Source organism: Pseudomonas sp. Pf153, assembly GCF_001269775.1.
GTDB classification, from domain to species: domain Bacteria; phylum Pseudomonadota; class Gammaproteobacteria; order Pseudomonadales; family Pseudomonadaceae; genus Aquipseudomonas; species Aquipseudomonas uvaldensis.
Genome location: NZ_LHVL01000027.1, coordinates 80082 through 99400, shown reverse-complemented (window position 1 = coordinate 99400; position 19319 = coordinate 80082). Strand labels below are relative to the sequence as shown.

The following is a 19319-nucleotide window of genomic DNA, read 5'->3' as shown; positions in this document are numbered from 1 at the left end:
TATCTCTTGGTCCATATCGCTTAACCCTGCTCGTCGTAACGGGAGCCGTATGTCGATACCACGCTTGAAAACCTATCTGTCCATTTTCGCCACCGTGCTGGTGCTCGGTCAGGGCGTTCCGGCCATGGCGGCCGAGTTGCCCGACTTTACCCACCTGGTCGAGAACGCCTCTCCCGCAGTGGTGAACATCAGTACAACCCAGAAGCTGCCGGATCGCCGTGTATCGGACCAGCAGATGCCGGACCTGGAAGGTTTGCCGCCCATGCTGCGCGAGTTTTTCGAGCGCGGGATGCCACAGCCGCGTTCGCCTGGCGGTGGCCGTCAGCGTGAAGCGCAGTCCCTGGGCTCAGGTTTCATCATCTCTCCCGACGGCTACATCCTGACCAATAACCATGTGATCGCCGACGCCGACGAAATCCTGGTGCGCCTGGCCGATCGCAGCGAGTTGAAGGCCAAGCTGGTCGGTACCGATCCACGTTCCGACGTGGCGCTGCTGAAAATCGAAGGCAAGGACCTGCCGGTACTCAAGCTCGGCAAGTCCCAGGACCTGAAGGCTGGCCAGTGGGTAGTGGCCATCGGTTCGCCGTTCGGCTTCGACCACACCGTGACCCAGGGCATCGTCAGTGCGATCGGTCGCAGCCTGCCGAACGAGAACTATGTCCCGTTCATCCAGACCGACGTACCGATCAACCCGGGCAACTCCGGTGGTCCGCTGTTTAACCTCGACGGTGAGGTGGTGGGTATCAACTCCCAGATCTACACCCGTTCGGGCGGATTCATGGGCGTGTCCTTCGCGATTCCGATCGATGTCGCCATGGACGTGTCCAACCAGCTCAAAAACGAAGGCAAAGTGAGTCGTGGCTGGTTGGGTGTTGTCATCCAGGAAGTGAATAAAGACCTGGCCGAGTCCTTCGGGCTGGAGAAACCGGCCGGTGCGCTGGTGGCGCAGATTCAGGAAGGTGGTCCGGCTGCCAAGGGTGGCCTGCAAGTCGGTGACGTGATCCTGAAGCTCAACGACCAGCCGATCATCATGTCCGCGGACCTGCCTCATCTGGTGGGCGCATTGAAGGCCGGTGCCAAGGCCAACCTGGAAGTCATTCGCGAGGGCAAGCGCAAAAACGTTGAGTTGACCGTCGGTGCCATCCCAGAGGAAGGCGCGGAGCTGGACCCACAGATCAAGTCCGGCGTAGAGCGCAGCAGCAACCGCCTGGGTGTGGCTGTGGTCGAGCTGACGCCAGAGCAGAAAAAAGCGTTGGAGCTGCAGGGCGGTGTAGTCATCAAGGAAGTGCAGGACGGTCCGGCCGCCCTGATTGGTCTGCAGCCAGGCGACATCATCACGCACCTGAACAACCAGGCCATCAGCTCTGCCAAGGAGTTCACCGATATCGCCAAGGCGTTGCCGAAGAATCGCTCGGTGTCGATGCGAGTCCTGCGTCAGGGGCGTGCGAGCTTCATCACCTTCAAGCTGGCCGAATGACCGGTTAGTGGTTCAACGAAAAACCGCCTCGAAAGAGGCGGTTTTTTTGTGCGTGCAAATTGGAGCGGCGGCCTATGCAGGCTCTGTGGGAGCGGGTGTGCCTGGGCTCGAAACTCCGGCCTTCCTCAGCCCATCATGTCCTTGACCATGCGTTCCTGCTCCATGAGCTCTCGTTGCCGGGCGTCGATGCGTGACGACAGGGGGAAGTTGGTGCCGGCACGCCGCTTGGCGAAGTCCAGTTGCTGGATGGCCTGACGGTAATCGCCCACCAGGGCAAAGTATTCGGCACGGGCCTGGTGCAAACCGATAATGTTGCCCGACAGTCCGCGGGTCTCGGCCACCATGTACCAGACGTCCGGATCGTATGGGCGCGTCTTGAGCAACGTTTCCAGGGCTTTCTCCGCATCGACAGGGCGGTTCTGCTTGAGCAGCAGGTCGACGCGCACTTGATTGAGCGGATAGTTGGCGGGGTACAGGCTCAGCATCCGCTCCACACGGGACTGGGCCTCTGGCAGCCGGTTGCTGGTGATGTCCAGATCTACCTGGGCCAGGTTGTAGATGATCTCGTTAGGTGATTTGGCCAGCAGCGGCTTGAGGTTCTCTCGCGCTTCGTTCAACTGACCGCCCTTGATCTGCGCAATCGCCAGGCCATAACGAGCCACGTCGTTCTTCGGGTTTTCATCCAGTTGCGCGCGGAAGCGCTTGGCGCCCAGGCCAGGGGTTTCCTCGTAGATCAACTGGACCCGTGCCCGGATCAACTGATAGCGCATGCTGTCTTCGATGCCGCCCGGCCTGGTCTGTTCGGCACGGTTGCGGGTGTCGGCGATCCGGGACTCGGTCACCGGGTGAGTCAGCAGGAATTCCGGTGGTCTGGCGTCGAAGCGGTACTGGCGCATCAGGCGCTCGAACATGGTCGGCATCGAACGTGGATCATAGCCGGCCTTTTCCAGGTTCAGGATGCCGATGCGGTCGGCTTCCTGCTCGTTCTGGCGCGAGAAGCGCCGTTGTTCCTGAATGGCAGCTGCCTGGGTCCCGGCAATGGCTGCGATCCCGGCATCTCCGCCGCCGGCCGCGGCGATCACGATGCCGGTCAGAAGCGCTGCCATCATCGGCACCTGCATGCGTTGCTGGGCTTCGACGCCGCGGGCAAAGTGGCGTTGCGACAAGTGCGCCAGTTCGTGAGCCATGACAGAGGCGTATTCGCCTTCGGTCTGGGCGTTGAGGAACAGGCCGCCATTGACCCCGACGATTCCGCCGGGGGCGGCGAAAGCGTTGAGCTGGGGACTGTTGATCAGGATGAATTCCAGGCGCCGGTCATTCACCTGGCTGGTCTCCACCAGCTTGTAGACGCTGGATTCAACGTAATCCTTGAGCTGTGGGTCATTGAGCTGAGAAACCTGGCTGCGCAGCAAGGCCAGCCACGCACGACCCAGTTGGTGTTCCTGTTCTGGCGAAACGATGGCAGAACTGGCATCGCCAAGTGACGGCAGGTCGTCGGCGAAGCCCGGTGAGGCAAGCAGGCAAGCGAGCGTCAGCAGGGTGGGGCGCAGAAAGGTCATGCACGGGGCCTTTGTCGACAAAGATCCTACTGTAGCCGGACACCGGGCTCGGGACCAGATATTCTAGGTCGCCCAGAGACCTGTCCGGAGTGAACCGATGACCGATGCTGTTGACCATGACGCCGAACTGGACGCCAGCGGCCTGAACTGTCCGTTGCCGTTGCTTAAGGCCAAGCTGGAGCTCAATCGCCTCTCCAGCGGCGCTGTGCTCAAGGTCATCGCCACGGATGCAGGCTCGCAACGCGATTTCCGCACCTTTGCCCGGCTCGCCGGTCATACGCTGCTGCATGAAGAGGACGATAACGGCGTCTACCGTTACTGGCTGAAGAAAGCCTGAAAAAAGACCGTGCTCGTTAAGGATTTTTAATGTTCAAAGTGTTACGTGACTGGTTCCAGCGCTACTTCTCCGATGAAGAGGCTGTGGTGCTGGCCGTCCTGCTGTTCCTGGCTTTTACGGCCATCCTGACCCTGGGCGGCATGCTGGCGCCGGTGCTGGCGGGGATGGTGCTGGCCTACCTGATGCAAGGTCTGGTCACCACGCTGGAGCGCCTGCGGTTGCCCGGAACCGCAGCGGTCGGGTTGGTATTTGCCTTGTTCATGGGCCTGCTGGTGGTGTTTATGGTGGTCATCGTGCCACTACTCTGGCACCAGTTGGTGACCTTGTTCAATGAATTGCCCGGGATGCTTGCCAAATGGCAGTCCCTTCTATTGCTGCTCCCCGAGCGCTATCCGCACCTCGTATCCGATGAGCAGGTGCTGCAGACCATCGAGGTGGTACGCGGGCAGATTGGCAAGTTCGGCCAATGGGCGCTGACGTTCTCGCTGTCCAGCTTGCCGTTGCTGGTGAACATCATGATCTACCTGGTGCTGGTGCCGATCCTGGTGTTTTTCTTTCTGAAGGATCGGGAGATGATCGGCCGTTGGGTGCGTGGCTACTTGCCTCGCGAACGGGCGTTGATTACCCGTGTGGCCCAGGAAATGAATCGCCAGATCGCCAATTACATTCGCGGGAAGGTCATCGAGATTTTCATCTGCGGTAGCGTGACCTATATCGGCTTTGTCGCCCTGGGGCTCAATTACGCGGCGTTGCTGGCTTTGCTGGTGGGCATTTCGGTGGTGGTGCCGTATGTCGGGACCGTGGTGGTGACCGTGCCGGTGGCATTGATTGCGCTGTTCCAGTGGGGCTGGAGCGACCAGTTCATCTATCTGATGGCGGTCTATGGGATTATCCAGACGCTGGACGGCAATGTCCTGGTGCCGTTGCTGTTCTCCGAGGCGGTGAACCTGCATCCGGTGGCGATTATCTGCGCGGTGCTGTTGTTCGGCGGGTTGTGGGGATTCTGGGGCGTGTTCTTCGCGATTCCCCTGGCGACGCTGATCAAAGCAGTGCTGGATGCATGGCCGAGCAAGGAGCCGGTGGTGGCGCCGCTGCTGTAGTTGGCTCGATGGCCTCGTCGCGAGCGGGCTCGCTCCCACAGGGATCTATGCACCAACACAGATCCAATGTGGGAGCGAGCCTGCTCGCGATAGGGCCTGGCAGACAATAAGAGCCTCAGGCCTTATTGAGCGCCTGAGCCGCCGCCAGCACCGCCTCCACATGCCCGGGCACTTTCACGCCACGCCATTCCTGGCGCAGCACGCCGTCCTTGTCGATCAGGAACGTGCTGCGGTCTACGCCCAGGTATTCCTTGCCATACAGCTTTTTCAACTTGATCACATCGAACAGCTGGCAGACGGCTTCGTCCTTGTCGCTGATCAGCTCGAACGGGAATTGTTGCTTGCACTTGAAGTTCTCGTGGGACTTGAGGCTATCCCGGGAGACCCCGAACACTTCGGTGTTGGCGGCCTTGAACTGTGCGTATTGATCACGAAAACCCTGGCCTTCGGTGGTGCAGCCCGGGGTGCTGTCCTTGGGATAGAAGTAGATCACCACCTGCTTGCCTTTCAGGGCAGAAAGGCTGACGGTCTGCCCGCTGGTGGCGGGCGCCTGGAAATCGGTAACCGGCTGGTCGACGGCAACGGCCATGAATGCTTCCTTACATGGGGTTCTGTGGGCGCCACGGTTCGATCAGGGCGTCCAGGTTCATCGCATCGGCGAAGTCCAGGAACTGATCGCGCAGCCAACTGATCTGGGTGCCGGCCGGCAGTGTCACGGTGAACGTGGCGTTGAGCATGGTGCCGCCGGTCTGCGGGGCCTGATAAGTGTCGCAGGTCAGGTTTTCCAGCTCAACGTGATGGTCCATGAAGAACTGGCACAGCTCGTTGATGATGTCCGGGCGGTAGGCCGAACTTACGTAAGCCACGTAGGGCAGAGCCTGTGGACGGTTTTCCAGCGCGGCGCTGCGCACCACGTTGACAGTGAAGGCATATTTCTTGGCCAGCACTGGCAGGCTGCCTTCCAGGCGGGCCAGGGCGTCCCAGCTGCCGGAGACTTCAAGCACGAGCGCACTGCATTCGCCATGACGGGTCAGGCGTGAAGTCACGACGGCGCAGCGGTTTTCATGGCTGGCGCGGCACAGGACGTTAGTCAGCTCCATGGGGTTGGCGCCAAGGGCACTGATAACAAGGAATTGTTCGCGGACTGTGGGGGTGGACATGCAGCATTCCTAAAGCGATGAGCGGTCGGTACCTTTAGTCTCTCGGCACGGTGCCCGACCTACGGAAACCGAACGACTCAAGCCCTGTGCCTGGGGTTGCGCTGTATTCCATAATGACGGAAATGCACCAGGGCAAACGCAGGCATGGGGCTTGTGGCGACGAAAACGGAGGCTGGGAACCGGCATATGAGCTGACCGGTACCGATCAAAGTCTGAAGGGTAGCGAAAACCATCGCCCAGGGGAATGGGAGTTCGCTTGTACAAGCATCTTGGCGCCAGTACCATTACGGCTCTCTTTTTCCGGCAGGAGCGGTTTCATGATTGCGGGCAGTATGGTGGCGTTGGTCACACCCATGGATGCACAAGGGCGTCTTGATTGGGGCAGCCTCAGCAAACTCGTGGACTTCCACCTTGAAAACGGTACCCATGCCATCGTCGCCGTCGGCACCACCGGCGAATCGGCGACCCTCGACGTCAACGAACATATCGAAGTCATCCGGGCCGTGGTCAATCAGGTCGCCGGACGCATTCCGGTGATCGCCGGCACCGGCGCCAATTCGACCCGCGAAGCCGTCGAGCTGACCCGCAACGCCAAGGAAGCCGGCGCCGACGCCTGCCTGCTGGTGGTCCCGTACTACAACAAGCCGACCCAGGAAGGTTTGTACCAGCACTTCAAGCACATTGCCGAAGCGGTCGACATCCCGCAAATCCTCTATAACGTTCCCGGCCGCACCTCCTGCGACATGCAGGCCGAGACCGTGATTCGTCTTTCCACCGTTCCGAACATCATCGGCATCAAGGAAGCCACCGGCGACCTCAAGCGCGCCAAGGCCATCCTCGATGGCGTGGACAAGGATTTCATCCTGCTGTCCGGCGATGACCCAACGGCGGTCGAGCTGATCCTGCTGGGTGGCAAGGGCAACATCTCCGTCACCGCCAACGTCGCTCCCCGGGAAATGGCCGATATGTGCGAGGCAGCGCTCAAGGGCGATGCGGCGACAGCACGGGCCATCAACGAAAAACTGATGCCGTTGCACCGGGACCTGTTCATCGAAGCCAACCCGATTCCGGTGAAATGGGCGCTCGTGGAAATGGGCCTGATGCATGAAGGTATTCGCCTGCCGCTCACCTGGCTCAGCAATGCTTGTCAAGAACCGCTGCGGCAGGCCATGCGCCAGTCCGGCGTCCTGGTTTAATTGAGGAAGTACACCGCATGAAGCGAATTGCCGGACTTTCCGCACTTGCCTTGATTATCTCCAGCACCAGTGGCTGTGGATGGATCTGGGGCCCGGAAGGTTATTTCCGCGATCGGGGTAGCGATTACCTGAACGCGCAACAGACCGCACCGATGCAACTGCCGCCGGATGTCCACGTCGCCAAGCGCCTGGATCCGCTGCTGCCGATTCCACGTAACGTGGCGGATGACAGCGTCAAGGGCGAGTACGTCGTCCCTCGTCCGCAACCGCTGTCGGCCATGGCCGATGCCAGCGATTACACCTTGCAGAAAAGCGGCGATACGCGCTGGGTCATGGCTCAGCATCCGCCGGCCGAAGTCTGGCCCGTGGCGATCCAGTTCTTCCAGGACAACGGTTTCCGCATCGACGAGCAGCGCCCGCAAACCGGCGAGTTCACCACCACCTGGCAACACGCCGATGAATTGTCTGCCGCCATGGGCAAGCGCCTGAGCGCAGCCGGTGTCGCCAGCGACAGCGAATCCCGCGTACGGGTGCGTATCGAGCCGGGCGTGCAGCGCAACACCAGTGAAATCTACGTCGTCAGCGCCGAGCGTCCTGCCGGCAGCACCGCCGATGTGGCCTTCACCAACCGTTCGGTCAATACCGGCCTCGACGCTGCGCTGGTGGACGACATGCTCGCCAGCATGAGTCGCTCCGCCGAACAGGGCGGTTCGGTCTCGATGCTGGCTTCCCGGGATTTCGACACGCCGAGCCGTGTCAGCCTGAGCGAAGACGGCAGCGGTAACCCGGTCCTCAACGTCGGCTCCGATCTGGATCGTGCATGGTCCAGCGTCGGTCGTGCGCTGGAGCAGGGCGAATGGCGAGTTGAAGACATCAACCGCAGCCTGGGCCTGTATTACATCAACCTCGCCGAAAAAGCCGAGAAGAAAGACGAGAAGCCTGGCTTCTTCAGTGGTCTGTTCGGCAGCAAGCCGGACAAGGAAGAAATCGAAGCCCGTGCCGAACGTTATCAGGTTCGCCTGAGCAAAGTGGGCGAGAACGTCCAGGTAACGGTCGAGAAGAACATCAACACCGTGGCGCCGGCCGATGTGGCCCGCAAGGTGTTGGGCGTCATTCAGGATAACCTGGGCTGATCCGATGCGTTTTGCCGTTCTCGGCAGCGGTAGCCAAGGGAACGGCACGCTGGTCGCCAGCGCCGGCACGTATGTGTTGGTCGATTGTGGTTTCTCCTTGCGGGAAACCGAGAAGCGCCTGCTGCGCCTGGGTGTGCATCCGGCGCAATTGAGCGCGATACTCGTGACTCACGAACATGCCGACCACGTGCATGGCGTGGGGTTGCTGTCTCGGCGCTACAATCTGCCGGTCTACCTCAGCCGTGGCACGTTGGGCGGCCTGCGCAAGCCCCTGGAACCCGCCGGTTTCGTGGCGGGTGGCGAGCAACTGCGCATAGGTGCCCTGGATATCAGCGTGGTGAGCGTGGCCCATGACGCCCGCGAACCGACACAGTATGTTTTCAGTGACGGTGAGCGGCGCTTTGGCCTGTTGACCGACCTGGGCTCGTATTGCGACAGGGTCATGGACAGTTACCGGGACCTTGATGCGTTGATGATCGAGTCCAACCACTGTCGCGACATGCTCGCGAGTGGGTACTACCCATACTTCCTCAAGCAGCGGGTAGGCGGGGAGCGCGGACATTTGAATAACCACCAGGCGGCGTACCTGGTGGCCGAGTTGGGCTGGCAGGGCCTGCAACACCTGGTCCTGGCCCATCTGAGCAGCAAGAACAACCTGCCGCAGCTGGCCCGGCAATGTTTTGTCGACACCCTCGGGTGCGACCCGGACTGGCTGCAACTGGCCGATCAAGATTCAGGGCTCGACTGGCGACACATCGCCTAGCCCACTACTTAGCAAGCGGAGCCCATCATGGAAAAACGTGAAGAACTCTACCGCGGCAAAGCCAAGTCGGTTTACAAGACCGATGACGCCGACCGCTTGATCCTGCTGTTTCGCAACGATACTTCGGCGTTCGACGGCAAGCGCATCGAACAGCTCGACCGCAAGGGGATGGTGAACAACAAGTTCAACGCCTTCATCATGCAGAAGCTCGAAGCGGCCGGTGTGCCGACCCAATTCGACAAGCTGCTGGGCGACAACGAATGCCTGGTCAAGAAGCTGGACATGATCCCGGTCGAGTGCGTCGTGCGTAACTACGCCGCCGGCAGTCTGGTCAAGCGCCTGGGTGTAGAAGAGGGCATGAAGCTCAACCCTTACACCTTCGAACTGTTCCTGAAGGACGACGCCAAGGGTGACCCGTTCATCAACGAATCCCACGTCGTGGCGTTCGGTTGGGGCACTGCCGAGCAACTGGCGCGCATGAAGGAGTTGTCCCTCAAGGTCAACGACGTACTGACCAAACTGTTTGACGACGCCGGCTTGCTGCTGGTGGACTTCAAGCTCGAGTTCGGTGTGTTCAGCGACGGCTCCATCGTCCTGGGTGACGAATTCAGCCCGGACGGCTGCCGTCTCTGGGACAAGGACACCAAGAAGAAGATGGACAAGGACCGCTTCCGCCAAGGCCTCGGCGATGTGATCGAAGCCTACGAAGAAGTCGCCCAGCGCCTGGGTGTACCGCTGTAATCGACGCAAGCATCTGATAGCACGGAAAAAAATTCGCTCGGGGGTTCGCTTCCGGCGAATGTGCTGGTATGATGCGCGCCACTGGAGAGATGCCGGAGTGGCCGAACGGGACGGATTCGAAATCCGTTGTACTGGCAACAGTACCTAGGGTTCAAATCCCTATCTCTCCGCCACTATTGAACACGTCTAAGCCCCTGAAATGGTTAATCATTTCAGGGGCTTTTTCGTTTCCGGCGTTTCGTCAGGTCACATTTTTGATGAAAAGAGGCAACCGTTGAACGAACAGACATTGTCCATGCGCCTGGAGCGTGTAGCCGCGTATGTGCCTGCGGGCGCGCGCCTGGCCGATATCGGTTCGGATCATGCTTACCTGCCAGTGGCGCTGATGCGCCGAGGGATCATTTCAATGGCAGTGGCCGGTGAGGTGGCGTTGACGCCGTTTCGTTCGGCTGAACGCACCGTGCGTGAGAACGACCTGGGACAGCAGATCATTGTGCGCCTGGCCAATGGCCTGGCGGCCATCGAGCCGGGGGACGGGATCACGGCGGTCAGCTTGTGTGGTATGGGCGGCGAGACGATTCGGGACATCCTGGACAGCGGCAAGTCGCGCATGAGCGGTCAGGAGCGGCTGATCCTGCAGCCTAACGGTGGCGAGCGGCCATTGCGCCAATGGCTGATGGACAACGACTACCGCATCCTCTTCGAAGAGGTGCTGCGGGAAAACCGTTTCGACTACGAAATCATCGTCGCCGAGCGCGACGGACCGGTGACGTACACCGCCGAGGAGCTCTACTTCGGTCCGCTGCTGATGCAGGTCCGCAGTCCAGCGTTCCTGCTCAAATGGCAACGCCTGCTGCGCCTGAAGGAAAAGACCCTGGCCCGCTTTGCCAGGGCACGGCAAGCCGTGCCCGAGGAGAGGATGGAGGACATGGTCCGGCAGGTTCGATGGATTACGAATCTGTTGGCCAGAGGCCAGTAGTTGTTACGTTCCGGTTCGAAACGAATTCCAGTTTCCAGGTCAGTGACCTGTCACTTCTTTGTGACAATTGGACTAATGGTCTATAGCTCAAGACATGTCTGCCGATAGGCAGGTCAATCCCCACAAAAGGAGCGACACCATGTTGCGGTTTTTTGCCGACCTTGGCTTCCGTTGGAAAATTACCCTGCCCATCGCTTTCCTCGTGGTGTTGCTGGTTCTGATGGGCTGGTCGGGCATGCGTGGCATTGGTGAGGTGACCGAGTCCAGCACGCAGTTGACCAAGCGTTATTTGCCAGCCATCAGTCTGTTGCTCAATGCCGATCGTGATCTTTATCAGGCTTTTGTGGCCGAGCGCAGCCTGCTCGACGGCCATGCCAACGAGCATCTGAAAGCGTTGAGCGCCAGTCACGGGGAGAACACGAAGCAAGCCTATGACCGTGTCCAGAAATACGCAGCCATGCAGCCTGGTGCCGATGCGCTGGCTCTGGTGAGTCAGTTCAACGACAGCTTTGCCCAATGGACACAGGTTTCACGACGCGTGATTGACTTGTCGGTGGGGGATCCGCAAGCGGCCAGCGCCCTGAGTTTTGCTGACAGCGAGCGCCTGTTCGAGGCAATGCGCGATGCCATCGACAAGTTGGGCGAACTCGAGGAGGAGGCCTCGCACCGTCAAGGGGACGCAGCGATCGAACACGGCGAGGCCGTGGGAATGTTCCAGGGCGGGGTCCTGTTGATCGGTCTGCTCGGTGGCATCGTGGTCGTTCTGGTCCTGCCGCTTGTCGTGCTGACTCCCATGCGTCGTCTGCTTCATCGCGTCGAGCAGATCGCCGAGGGTGGTGGCGACCTGAAAGGGCGTCTCGAAGTGCGTTCGGCTGACGAGCTGGGACAGCTTGGCAGTGCATTCAACCGTTTCCTCGATAAGCTCCAGCCGCTGATCGCCGAGGTGGGTCGGGTTACCGGTGAGGTCGAGGCTGCGGCCCGTGCGATGGCCAGCATGGCCGCGACCAACGATCAACTGATCAGCAGCGAACATGCGGCGCTCGATCAGGTGAGTACCGCTGCGACCCAGATGAGCGCGGCAGTGCATGAGGTGGCGCATAACGCAGTGAGCGCTTCGGACGCCGCGCAGCAAGCCAGCAGCCGCTCCCGGGATGGCACGGAAGTCGTCACCAGTACCATCGAATCGATCCGCCAGTTGGCCCAGGAGGTCGAGACCGCCTCGGTTACCATCGAGGCCCTTGCTCAAGAAACCTCAAGCATCGGTGCGGTGTTGGAAGTGATTCGTGGTATTGCCGAGCAGACGAACCTGCTCGCGCTGAACGCGGCCATCGAGGCCGCCAGGGCTGGCGAACAGGGGCGTGGTTTCGCCGTGGTAGCCGACGAAGTCCGGGCCCTGGCGGCGCGTACCCAGGATTCGACCAAGGATATTCAGGTTCGCATCGAGCGACTGCAGAGCGGTGTTGCCAGGGCGGTGCAAGCCATGCAAGTCGGCAGCAGCAAGGCCCGTGACAGTGTCGAGCGCGCTGCCGGTGTCGATCAGGTGCTCAGCGGCACCAGTGGTTCGATCGAGCGTATCAATGACATGGCGGCACAAATTGCCAATGCCTGTGAAGAACAGAGTAGCGTTACCGAGGAAATCGCCCGGAACATCTCCGACATTCGTGATCTGTCCAACGAAGCGGCAGAGAATTCTGCGCAGAGCATGGTTGCCAGCCAACAGCTTTCCAGTCTGTCGAGAGGTTTGGCGGAACTGATCGGCCGCTTCCGCACCTGAGGCAAATGCGACAGTGTCTGCTCCAGAATCTGACACGACGCTCACTCATGAGCGCCTGCGTGCCCTGCATCAGGACGGTTTCGTCCTGATGCCCGCCGTACTGACTCATACGCAGATTGCCGAACTGCGTCAGGCAATCGATCACCTCGCACCCATGCACTGGGACTACAGCGGCGTCATCGACCACTACAAATGTGTCTTCAATCGCGACCCGTTGTGGCTGCCATTTCTGGATATGGAAGGGGTGATCGATCTGGCCGAAGCCGCGCTGGGGGATGATTGTCACATCATCGGCCAGACAGCCTGGCGCTGCCACCCCGGTTTCGTCGGGGCTCCATTACACGTGGATTATCTGGCGATGGCGTTGCCGCCGGACCTGCTCGCGGATCCAGCCTTCGAGCTGCCGATGCAGATTGTCACCGCACAGTTTTATCTGGATGACATCGATGCCGATTTGAGCCCAACGCGTGTCATTGCTGGCAGCCATCGGGCGGGACGGGCGCCTGTGGCAGGTGAGACGCAATGGGCAGGACATTCTGCGCAGCCGGTGTTATGCAAGGCGGGCGACGTGCTGGTGCTGCGTAGTGAGTTGTGGCATGCGGGCAGTGACAACCGCACCACCGATCGCACCCGTTATCTGCTGCAAGTGCATTATGGCCGGCGCATGGTCGCGCAGAAGTTTTCGCCTTATCTGCACTGGCGGTTCAACCCTGCCGTCCTGACTGCCGCAACACCTCGCCAGCGGCGCCTGTTAGGCGACCATCGGGAAGCGGAATACGATTGACGCCGTGACGGGCTGCCCGGTCAGATCCAGACATCATTATCCGCGGTTCGCTCATGGGCTTCGCCTGTGTTGATGACCCCGCGAGGTTCGATCAGCAACACCTTCGCTTCCCGAGCGGCACTGGGCCGGTGCTCGACGCCTTTCTTGACCACATACATTTCGCCTGCGCCTATTGTCACCGAGCCGTCGCGAAAATCGATACGAAGCTCCCCTTCCAACACTATGAAGGTTTCATCGGTGTCGGCATGGGAGTGCCAGATGAAATCGCCTTCAAGTCGGGCGACCTTGAACTGGTAGTCGTTCATTTCAGCCACGACTTTCGGTGCCCACTGATCCTGGAACAGGGCATATTTCTGAATGAGGTTGATGGGTGAGTGCCTGTTCATCGAAGGTGCTCGCTTTGGACTGGGGGAGGTCGTAAAAAAGTTGTTCGCCAGGCATGGAGCCCGGCGGAGCAGCTAATAGGATGTAGGCGTGACGCTGCGTCAGATTTCCTTCACAGGCGTCTCGCCCTGCACATTCTTGATCAACCCGATGACGTGAAGGCAGTCTGCCTTGTTCACATAGGATTCGCCGCTGGCGATCGTTTCGTGGTTGCCGGCCCTCAAGCGCCAGCGCCATTGGCCTTTACCGCTGCTCTGAGTGCCTCGGGTCTGTCTGTAGATTTCAAAATACATCGGTTCGCTCCCTGCGATTTACTTGTTCAAGACATGTTTTGAACATGACGTCGAAAGACTAGCCAAGATGAAAATTTTCGCTATCGCAAATACGTTTCCAAGGGTTATGAGATATTGCTATTGATGTCAGCATCAGGGGGCGACGGATGAACCGTAACGAATTGCGCAAGGCCGATATCAATCTGATGGTGGTTTTCGAGACACTCATGCTTGAGCGCAACGTGACCCGGGCGGCGGAAAAACTGTTTCTCGGCCAGCCGGCCATCAGTTCGGCCCTCAATCGGATGCGTGCGCGGTTCAATGATCCGTTGTTCATTCGTATCGGCCATCGCATGGAGCCGACGGCCCGGGCCGAGGAGATCTTCCAGCATTTGTCGCCGGCGCTGGATTCGCTCTCGGCGGCGTTGAGCCTGACCCATGATTTCGATCCCGCCAGCAGTACCATGACCTTCCGCATCGGCCTGTCGGACGATGTCGAGTTCGGCCTGTTGCCGCCGCTGTTGCGCAACCTGCGGCACGAAGCGCCGCAAGTGGTGTTCGTGGTCCAGCATGTCGATTACTGGCGAATTCCGGATTTGCTGGCGTCGGGCGACATTACCGTGGGCATCAGCCAGACCCGGGGATTGCCGGCCAACGCCAAGCGAAAACTGTTGCGACAGATTCAGCCACGGGTGTTGCGAGCCGATGCGTCGGACACGCTGCTGACGCTGGATGAATACTGTTCACGGCCTCACGTGCTGGTTTCACACACCGCCAACATTGCCGGTCTCGCGGATGAATGGCTGGCCGAGATCGGCCGCAAGCGCCATGTCGTGCTGTCGGTGCCTCAATACAGCGCGTTGCCGGCATTGCTGGCCGGTACCGATATGATCGCCAGCCTGCCGGACTATACGGCCGTCGCTATGGCCGCCTCGGGTCAGCTGTTCAACGAACCCTTTCCCTTCAAGACCCCGACCCTGGATTTGTCCATGGTCTGGCTGAGCCATGTCGACAATGATCCGGCCGAACGCTGGCTGCGCTCCCGGCTGGAGGCGTTCATGGGTGATGCCGAGGCTGTGGGTGCGGGAGCAAGGCTTGCCCGCGATGAAGGCTACCAGGTTCCCCGGCAGGCGCGCTAACCCCATCGCGGGCAAGCCTTGCTCCCATCCTCGCTCGATCCCGCCAAAGTGTTCTGTGCTTGAGAATTAAGTCGGGGTATGGTGGCGTCGACTGGAATCCACACCGCCCCTTTTCGAACCGGAGTCGAACACATGCCTCACCTGCACCTTGAGTACACCGCCAACCTGCCTGAGCTGAATGCCGATGTGGCGTTGCTGCGCTTGAACAACGCACTGGTCGCTTCCGGTCAGTTCGCAGCCGAGTCGGACATCAAGAGCCGAGCCACGAAGCTCGAGCACTTCCGGGTTGGAACCGGTTTGGGCGAGCGGGGGTTTGTACACGTGAAACTGTCCTTGCTGAGCGGTCGCTCTCCGGAAATAAAGAAGCAATTGGCGGACAGCCTGCTGGTCGTGGTCCAGGAGCTGGGCCCATGGCCAACTGGCCTCAACGTGCAGTGCAGTGTAGAGATCGTCGACCTGGACCGGGGCCCCTACGCGAAAGCCATCATTGACAATTGACGCTCAGTCGTCACGGGCGGTGCAGGCCTGGATCATCTGTTGTCTCAGCCAGACTGTCTGGCTGCGAGACGCTTGTACCGGCGTGACACGAATTGATGCTGTGCAGGATGGTGCGCACATGGTCGTACATGCCTACAGCTTTATAGGTAGGACGCATGCCGGTGCGGGTATTGACGAACAGTTCGTCCTTGAAACAGGTCCGCAGTTTCTTCAGGCAGTAGCTGACGGTTGATTGACTGACACAGAGTGCTTCGGACACACCGGTGACACTGCTTTGCTCGTACACGGCGCTGAACACCATGAGGTCCTGCATATCGAGCTTTCTGAGGGCGTTACTGTTCAGCATCCATTGCTTCTCGCTGTGCTCCTTGCGCGGATCTTGCGCAAACCAGATCGGTGATCCTAACGGAACGATGGTCCCAAGTGAATGCCGCGCAGGCGGTTTCACGGTCGGGAACGGGACAGATAATGTAGGGAATACGACAGGCACGATAGCGGCCGGGACCTGGTTCGGTTGTCGACCAGGTGCCTGGGGTGTATCGCTTAAAAAATAATTTAGTAGCAACTTTTTCACGAAAAATTGATGGTGGCTTACCTAAAGTTCAGGTTGCCGTGAAAACGAGTTTTTCACACTTTATTCCGGCAATTATTTTCGAAAAGCAACTTTCAGGAAACCGTCAATCATCATGCTGCCTATTAAAGCCGTGCGCCCCGAGTGGGTGACGCTGATCGCCAGTGCCTTCTTGTTAGTTGCCTTCAATATTGTTTTGTGGGAACACCTGCTGACCATCACGGCGGCCGATGGTCGGGGTGTGCTGGTATGCCTGGCATTCGGCGCGATGATTCTCGGGGCTTTCAACCTCGTGCTGACCTTCGTGGCGTTCCGTCCACTGCTCAAGCCCTTGCTGGTATCGCTGTTTTTAATCAGCGCCGGTGTCGCCTATTTCATGGCCCAATACGGCGTGCTGATGGATGCTGGCATGTTTCGCAACTTCGCGGAAACCAACGCTACGGAAGTTCGCGATCTATTGTCATTTAAGTTGTTTGCCTACTTGGGGCTGCTGGGCATAGTGCCGTCCTGGTTATTGTTGAAGACACCTGTCGAATATCGCCGGTGGCCCAGAGAGTTGTTAAGCAAGTTGATCGTCGGCGTGGCGTCGGCGGCGATCATCGGTGTGGTTGCCCTGGCCAACTATCAGGGGCTGTCGTCGTTGTTTCGCAATCATCACGAGTTGCGCCTGATGCTCGTGCCAAGCAACTACATCGGCGCGGCGTTCGGGTACTTGCACGAGCAGGTCGCTTCCGCCGAACAGCCGTTCATCAAGCTGGGGGAGGATGCGAGTCGTAACCCGGCCTGGCAAACCCACGCCCGCAAATCCCTGACGGTACTGGTGGTGGGTGAAAGCGCCCGCGCCGAGAACTTCGGCATCCTTGGCTATAACCGCGACACCACGCCGAAACTGAACCATGAGGCGGGCCTGATCGCCTTCACCGATGTGCATTCCTGCGGTACCGAAACCGCCGTGTCAGTGCCGTGCATGTTTTCCAACATGGGACGCAAGGGCTATGACGCCAGCAAGGCCAGGAACGAAGAGGGTTTGCTGGACGTTCTCAAGCGTGCCGGCCTGGAAGTCATCTGGCGGGACAACCAGTCTGGCTGCAAGGGCACCTGCGACCGGGTTACCGTGCAGGACGTGAGCAATCTCAAGGACCCGGACCTGTGTGCCAACAGTGAATGTCGCGATGAGATCCTGTTGCAGGGGCTGCAGCATTTCATCGACACCCTGGACAAGGACACGGTGCTAGTATTGCACCAGATGGGTAGCCATGGACCGGAATACTTCAAGCGCTACCCCAAGGAGTACGAGCATTTCACCCCGGTATGCGAAAGCAACGCGTTGAACAATTGCAGTCGCGAAAGCATCGTCAACGGCTACGACAACACGCTGGTGTACACCGATCATGTGCTATCGACCCTGATCGATCTGCTGCGGGCCAATCAGGATAAAGTCGACACGGCAATGCTGTATCTGTCGGACCATGGCGAGTCCCTGGGCGAATACAACCTGTTTCTTCATGGCACGCCCTATATGCTGGCCCCGGAGCAGCAGAAGCACGTGGCGATGCTTGCCTGGTTCTCCGACAACTATCAGAAATCCTTTTCGGTCGACACTCACTGCCTGCAACTGAGTCGGGACAAGCCTCTGACCCAGGACAACCTGTTCCACTCGATGCTCGGGTTGCTGGAAGTCAACAGTCAGGTCTACAACCCGGACCTGGACATGTTCGCCAACTGTCGCGGCGCAGTGATCGACGGTGTGCTGGCTCGCCAATAACATTTCTCGCAGGATCGTTCTGCTCTTCATCAAACTGGTCCTGCGAGCCACGCGCGGCATCACCTGTCGTGCGATAAATCCGAATGTAGGACTATTCTTGCCATTGCGAAGGCGATTTCTCTCAGGCTCTTGCTCTATGGATGCTCGCAATCGCTGACGGCGATATATACTGCGCGCCATTCTTCAAGGGAGAGCCGTGTGGCCATCGATATTCACTGGATTCGCGACAACGATAGCCTCGATCGGTTTTGCGCCGAATGGCAACAGTTGCCCTTCGTCGCTCTTGACACCGAATTCATGCGGGTCGACACCTTTTACCCTATCGCCGGCCTTCTGCAGATCGGCGATGGCACGCGTGCCTACCTGATCGATCCCTTGACCATCGATAACTGGCAGCCCCTGGCGGCATTGCTGGAAAGCCCGGCAGTGCTCAAGGTGTTGCATGCCTGCAGCGAAGACCTTGAAGTGCTGCTGCGCCTGACGGGCAGCCTGCCCGCGCCGTTGTTCGATACCCAACTGGCGGCCGCCTATCTGAACCTGGGCTTTTCCATGGGGTATTCGCGGCTGGTGCAGGACGTACTGGGCATCGAATTGCCCAAGGGGGAGACCCGTTCCGATTGGTTACAGCGGCCACTGTCCGAGACGCAGATCAGCTACGCGGCTGAAGATGCCGTGCACTTGGCGGAAGTTTTCGTACAACTACGCCCAAGGCTATCCGACGAGAAGTACGCCTGGGTCCTGGAGGACGGCGCCGAGCTGGTTGCCAACCTGCGCCGCGAAGTCGATCCCTACGAGGTCTATCGCGAAGCCAAGCTGGCCTGGAAACTGTCCCGGGCGCAATTGGCCGTGCTGCGCGAGCTGTGTGCCTGGCGTGAGCGGGAAGCGCGGGCTCGGGATCTGCCGCGCAATCGCATCATTCGCGAACATTCGCTGTGGCCCCTGGCCCGTACGCAGCCGGATAACCTCGGTGCGCTGGCAAAAATCGAAGACATGCATCCGCGTACCGTGCGCCAGGATGGCGAATTCCTGTTGGACCTCATCCAACGTGCCGCCAGTGTGCCGCCCGAGCAGTGGCCGCCGGCCGTACCGGAGCCGTTGCCGATCGAGGCCTCGGCCCTGGTCAAGCGTCTGCGGGCGCTGGGGCAGGCTGAAGCCGAACGGCTGGGAATTGCCCCTGAGCTGATGCTGCGCAAGAAAACCCTCGAAGCGCTGATCAAGAGCGGCTTCCCCGAGGGGCCTTACCAATTACCCGATTCGCTGCGTGGCTGGCGCCGCGAATTGATGGGCCAGGCGCTGCTGGACAGCCTGGCCACTGCCGGAGAACAGCCTTGAAACGAATCTGCTCCATCTACCGCAGCTCGAAGAAGAACGAGATGTACCTGTATGTGCTCAAGAGCGATGCGCTGGCGCGAGTACCGGAGCCCTTGCTGGCTGCCTTCGGCAAAGCGACCCACGTGTTCGATCTGGTGCTGAGTCCCGAGCGGCAGTTGTCCCGGGAGGACATCAACAAGGTGCTGGAAAACCTCGATACCCAGGGGTATCACCTGCAGATGCCACCGGCTGAAGACGAGTACATCGAACATCTGCCCGAAGAGCTGCTGCGACGCAACGATCCGGTCTGACGCGCTCCTGAGGTGCCCGTCCTGGGGCCTCTTGAAACACATTGGATTTTTTTGACGTTCGCCGC

At 59.7% G+C, this 19319-nt stretch carries 20 protein-coding genes, 1 tRNA gene and 2 pseudogenes; 17 read left to right on the top strand and 6 right to left on the bottom strand.

The genetic code is table 11. The features are described 5' to 3' along the window. Nucleotides 1-49 precede the first annotated feature (49 nt). Entirely contained in the window at nt 50-1477 is a 1428-nt protein-coding gene (locus AD666_RS20500) for a DegQ family serine endoprotease (RefSeq protein WP_053155897.1), read from the top strand. A gap of 125 nt (nt 1478-1602) precedes the next feature. Here the strand turns inward: AD666_RS20500 and AD666_RS20495 are convergent, their stop codons facing one another. Next, nucleotides 1603-3036 carry a M48 family metalloprotease gene (locus AD666_RS20495; protein ID WP_053155894.1) on the bottom strand — a complete coding sequence of 478 codons (1434 nt, stop codon included), beginning with the start codon at nt 3034-3036 and terminating at the stop codon, nt 1603-1605. 97 nt (nt 3037-3133) lie between these two features. Between AD666_RS20495 and AD666_RS20490 the strand changes: the two genes are divergently transcribed. Together AD666_RS20490 and AD666_RS20485 are read left to right on the top strand one after the other, a co-directional pair. Continuing rightward, the gene (locus tag AD666_RS20490) at nt 3134-3373 is read left to right on the top strand and encodes a sulfurtransferase TusA family protein (protein ID WP_053155891.1); all 240 of its coding nucleotides are present in this window, start codon (nt 3134-3136) and stop codon (nt 3371-3373) included. Nucleotides 3374-3402: 29 nt separating this feature from the next. Further along, nucleotides 3403-4473, top strand: a complete 1071-nt coding sequence (locus tag AD666_RS20485; RefSeq protein WP_053155889.1) for an AI-2E family transporter — start codon at nt 3403-3405, stop codon at nt 4471-4473. 115 nt (nt 4474-4588) lie between these two features. Here AD666_RS20485 and AD666_RS20480 read toward each other — a convergent pair whose 3' ends face one another. Further along, nucleotides 4589-5062, bottom strand: a complete 474-nt coding sequence (locus AD666_RS20480; protein ID WP_053155886.1) for a peroxiredoxin — start codon at nt 5060-5062, stop codon at nt 4589-4591. Nucleotides 5063-5072: 10 nt separating this feature from the next. Continuing rightward, nucleotides 5073-5633 carry a glycine cleavage system protein R gene (locus AD666_RS20475; protein WP_053155883.1) on the bottom strand — a complete coding sequence of 187 codons (561 nt, stop codon included), beginning with the start codon at nt 5631-5633 and terminating at the stop codon, nt 5073-5075. A 317-nt stretch (nt 5634-5950) separates the two neighbouring features. Between AD666_RS20475 and dapA the strand changes: the two genes are divergently transcribed. The 9 genes and pseudogenes from dapA (at nt 5951) to AD666_RS20435 (ending at nt 13003) form a co-directional block, all read left to right on the top strand. Next, nucleotides 5951-6829 (top strand): 4-hydroxy-tetrahydrodipicolinate synthase, encoded by an 879-nt coding sequence (gene dapA, locus AD666_RS20470; protein ID WP_053155880.1) that lies wholly within the window; start codon nt 5951-5953, stop codon nt 6827-6829. Between the two features lie 17 nt (nt 6830-6846). Continuing rightward, nucleotides 6847-7962 carry an outer membrane protein assembly factor BamC gene (gene bamC / locus AD666_RS20465; protein ID WP_053155877.1) on the top strand — a complete coding sequence of 372 codons (1116 nt, stop codon included), beginning with the start codon at nt 6847-6849 and terminating at the stop codon, nt 7960-7962. Between the two features lie 4 nt (nt 7963-7966). After that, on the top strand, nt 7967-8725 hold the full coding sequence (locus AD666_RS20460) for an MBL fold metallo-hydrolase (RefSeq protein WP_053155874.1): 759 nt from the start codon (nt 7967-7969) through the stop codon (nt 8723-8725). A 27-nt stretch (nt 8726-8752) separates the two neighbouring features. Then, nucleotides 8753-9466, top strand: coding sequence for a phosphoribosylaminoimidazolesuccinocarboxamide synthase (gene purC, locus AD666_RS20455; protein WP_030141208.1), 714 nt, complete (start codon nt 8753-8755; stop codon nt 9464-9466). A gap of 83 nt (nt 9467-9549) precedes the next feature. Further along, nucleotides 9550-9639 (top strand) — tRNA-Ser (locus AD666_RS20450). A gap of 101 nt (nt 9640-9740) precedes the next feature. Continuing rightward, complete coding sequence (locus tag AD666_RS20445; protein WP_053155872.1) at nt 9741-10445, top strand: tRNA (adenine(22)-N(1))-methyltransferase TrmK; 705 nt, start codon at nt 9741-9743, stop codon at nt 10443-10445. A 94-nt stretch (nt 10446-10539) separates the two neighbouring features. Further along, a pseudogene (locus AD666_RS27055) lies at nt 10540-11361 on the top strand (MCP four helix bundle domain-containing protein); the annotation flags it as partial. Between the two features lie 69 nt (nt 11362-11430). Further along, complete coding sequence (locus AD666_RS27050) at nt 11431-12219, top strand: methyl-accepting chemotaxis protein (protein WP_371259613.1); 789 nt, start codon at nt 11431-11433, stop codon at nt 12217-12219. Nucleotides 12220-12232: 13 nt separating this feature from the next. Further along, complete coding sequence (locus tag AD666_RS20435; RefSeq protein ID WP_053155867.1) at nt 12233-13003, top strand: phytanoyl-CoA dioxygenase family protein; 771 nt, start codon at nt 12233-12235, stop codon at nt 13001-13003. Nucleotides 13004-13023: 20 nt separating this feature from the next. Here AD666_RS20435 and AD666_RS20430 read toward each other — a convergent pair whose 3' ends face one another. Together AD666_RS20430 and AD666_RS20425 are read right to left on the bottom strand one after the other, a co-directional pair. Continuing rightward, on the bottom strand, nt 13024-13389 hold the full coding sequence (locus tag AD666_RS20430; protein WP_053155864.1) for a cupin domain-containing protein: 366 nt from the start codon (nt 13387-13389) through the stop codon (nt 13024-13026). Between the two features lie 99 nt (nt 13390-13488). Continuing rightward, nucleotides 13489-13680 carry a DUF1508 domain-containing protein gene (locus AD666_RS20425; RefSeq protein WP_041023896.1) on the bottom strand — a complete coding sequence of 64 codons (192 nt, stop codon included), beginning with the start codon at nt 13678-13680 and terminating at the stop codon, nt 13489-13491. Nucleotides 13681-13826: 146 nt separating this feature from the next. Between AD666_RS20425 and AD666_RS20420 the strand changes: the two genes are divergently transcribed. Further along, complete coding sequence (locus tag AD666_RS20420) at nt 13827-14798, top strand: LysR substrate-binding domain-containing protein (RefSeq protein ID WP_053155861.1); 972 nt, start codon at nt 13827-13829, stop codon at nt 14796-14798. A 132-nt stretch (nt 14799-14930) separates the two neighbouring features. Next, nucleotides 14931-15296 carry a 5-carboxymethyl-2-hydroxymuconate Delta-isomerase gene (locus AD666_RS20415; protein WP_053155858.1) on the top strand — a complete coding sequence of 122 codons (366 nt, stop codon included), beginning with the start codon at nt 14931-14933 and terminating at the stop codon, nt 15294-15296. 58 nt (nt 15297-15354) lie between these two features. Here the strand turns inward: AD666_RS20415 and AD666_RS20410 are convergent. Next, nucleotides 15355-15642, bottom strand: a pseudogene (locus AD666_RS20410) (LysR family transcriptional regulator); the annotation flags it as partial. A 340-nt stretch (nt 15643-15982) separates the two neighbouring features. On the opposite strand from AD666_RS20410, the gene AD666_RS20405 reads away from it, so the two are divergent. The 3 genes from AD666_RS20405 (at nt 15983) to AD666_RS20395 (ending at nt 19254) form a co-directional block, all read left to right on the top strand. Continuing rightward, a complete protein-coding gene (locus AD666_RS20405) occupies nt 15983-17632 on the top strand; it encodes a phosphoethanolamine transferase (RefSeq protein WP_053155852.1) in 1650 nt (549 codons plus the stop codon). Between the two features lie 198 nt (nt 17633-17830). Then, complete coding sequence (gene rnd / locus AD666_RS20400) at nt 17831-18964, top strand: ribonuclease D (protein ID WP_053155849.1); 1134 nt, start codon at nt 17831-17833, stop codon at nt 18962-18964. Continuing rightward, the gene (locus tag AD666_RS20395; RefSeq protein ID WP_053155846.1) at nt 18961-19254 is read left to right on the top strand and encodes a YcgL domain-containing protein; all 294 of its coding nucleotides are present in this window, start codon (nt 18961-18963) and stop codon (nt 19252-19254) included. Before rnd ends, AD666_RS20395 begins: the two co-directional genes overlap by 4 nt. Nucleotides 19255-19319 lie beyond the last annotated feature (65 nt).

Bases quoted from the DNA above. Each gene is read 5' to 3' on its own strand.
- AD666_RS20500 (WP_053155897.1), top strand. From the start codon at position 50: ATGTCGATACCACGCTTGAAAACCTATCTGTCCATTTTCGCCACCGTG.
- AD666_RS20495 (WP_053155894.1), bottom strand. From the start codon at position 3,036: ATGACCTTTCTGCGCCCCACCCTGCTGACGCTCGCTTGCCTGCTTGCC.
- AD666_RS20490 (WP_053155891.1), top strand. From the start codon at position 3,134: ATGACCGATGCTGTTGACCATGACGCCGAACTGGACGCCAGCGGCCTG.
- AD666_RS20485 (WP_053155889.1), top strand. From the start codon at position 3,403: ATGTTCAAAGTGTTACGTGACTGGTTCCAGCGCTACTTCTCCGATGAA.
- AD666_RS20480 (WP_053155886.1), bottom strand. From the start codon at position 5,062: ATGGCCGTTGCCGTCGACCAGCCGGTTACCGATTTCCAGGCGCCCGCC.
- AD666_RS20475 (WP_053155883.1), bottom strand. From the start codon at position 5,633: ATGTCCACCCCCACAGTCCGCGAACAATTCCTTGTTATCAGTGCCCTT.
- dapA (WP_053155880.1), top strand. From the start codon at position 5,951: ATGATTGCGGGCAGTATGGTGGCGTTGGTCACACCCATGGATGCACAA.
- bamC (WP_053155877.1), top strand. From the start codon at position 6,847: ATGAAGCGAATTGCCGGACTTTCCGCACTTGCCTTGATTATCTCCAGC.
- AD666_RS20460 (WP_053155874.1), top strand. From the start codon at position 7,967: ATGCGTTTTGCCGTTCTCGGCAGCGGTAGCCAAGGGAACGGCACGCTG.
- purC (WP_030141208.1), top strand. From the start codon at position 8,753: ATGGAAAAACGTGAAGAACTCTACCGCGGCAAAGCCAAGTCGGTTTAC.
- AD666_RS27050 (WP_371259613.1), top strand. From the start codon at position 11,431: ATGGCCAGCATGGCCGCGACCAACGATCAACTGATCAGCAGCGAACAT.
- AD666_RS20430 (WP_053155864.1), bottom strand. From the start codon at position 13,389: ATGAACAGGCACTCACCCATCAACCTCATTCAGAAATATGCCCTGTTC.
- AD666_RS20425 (WP_041023896.1), bottom strand. From the start codon at position 13,680: ATGTATTTTGAAATCTACAGACAGACCCGAGGCACTCAGAGCAGCGGT.
- AD666_RS20420 (WP_053155861.1), top strand. From the start codon at position 13,827: ATGAACCGTAACGAATTGCGCAAGGCCGATATCAATCTGATGGTGGTT.
- AD666_RS20415 (WP_053155858.1), top strand. From the start codon at position 14,931: ATGCCTCACCTGCACCTTGAGTACACCGCCAACCTGCCTGAGCTGAAT.
- AD666_RS20405 (WP_053155852.1), top strand. From the start codon at position 15,983: ATGCTGCCTATTAAAGCCGTGCGCCCCGAGTGGGTGACGCTGATCGCC.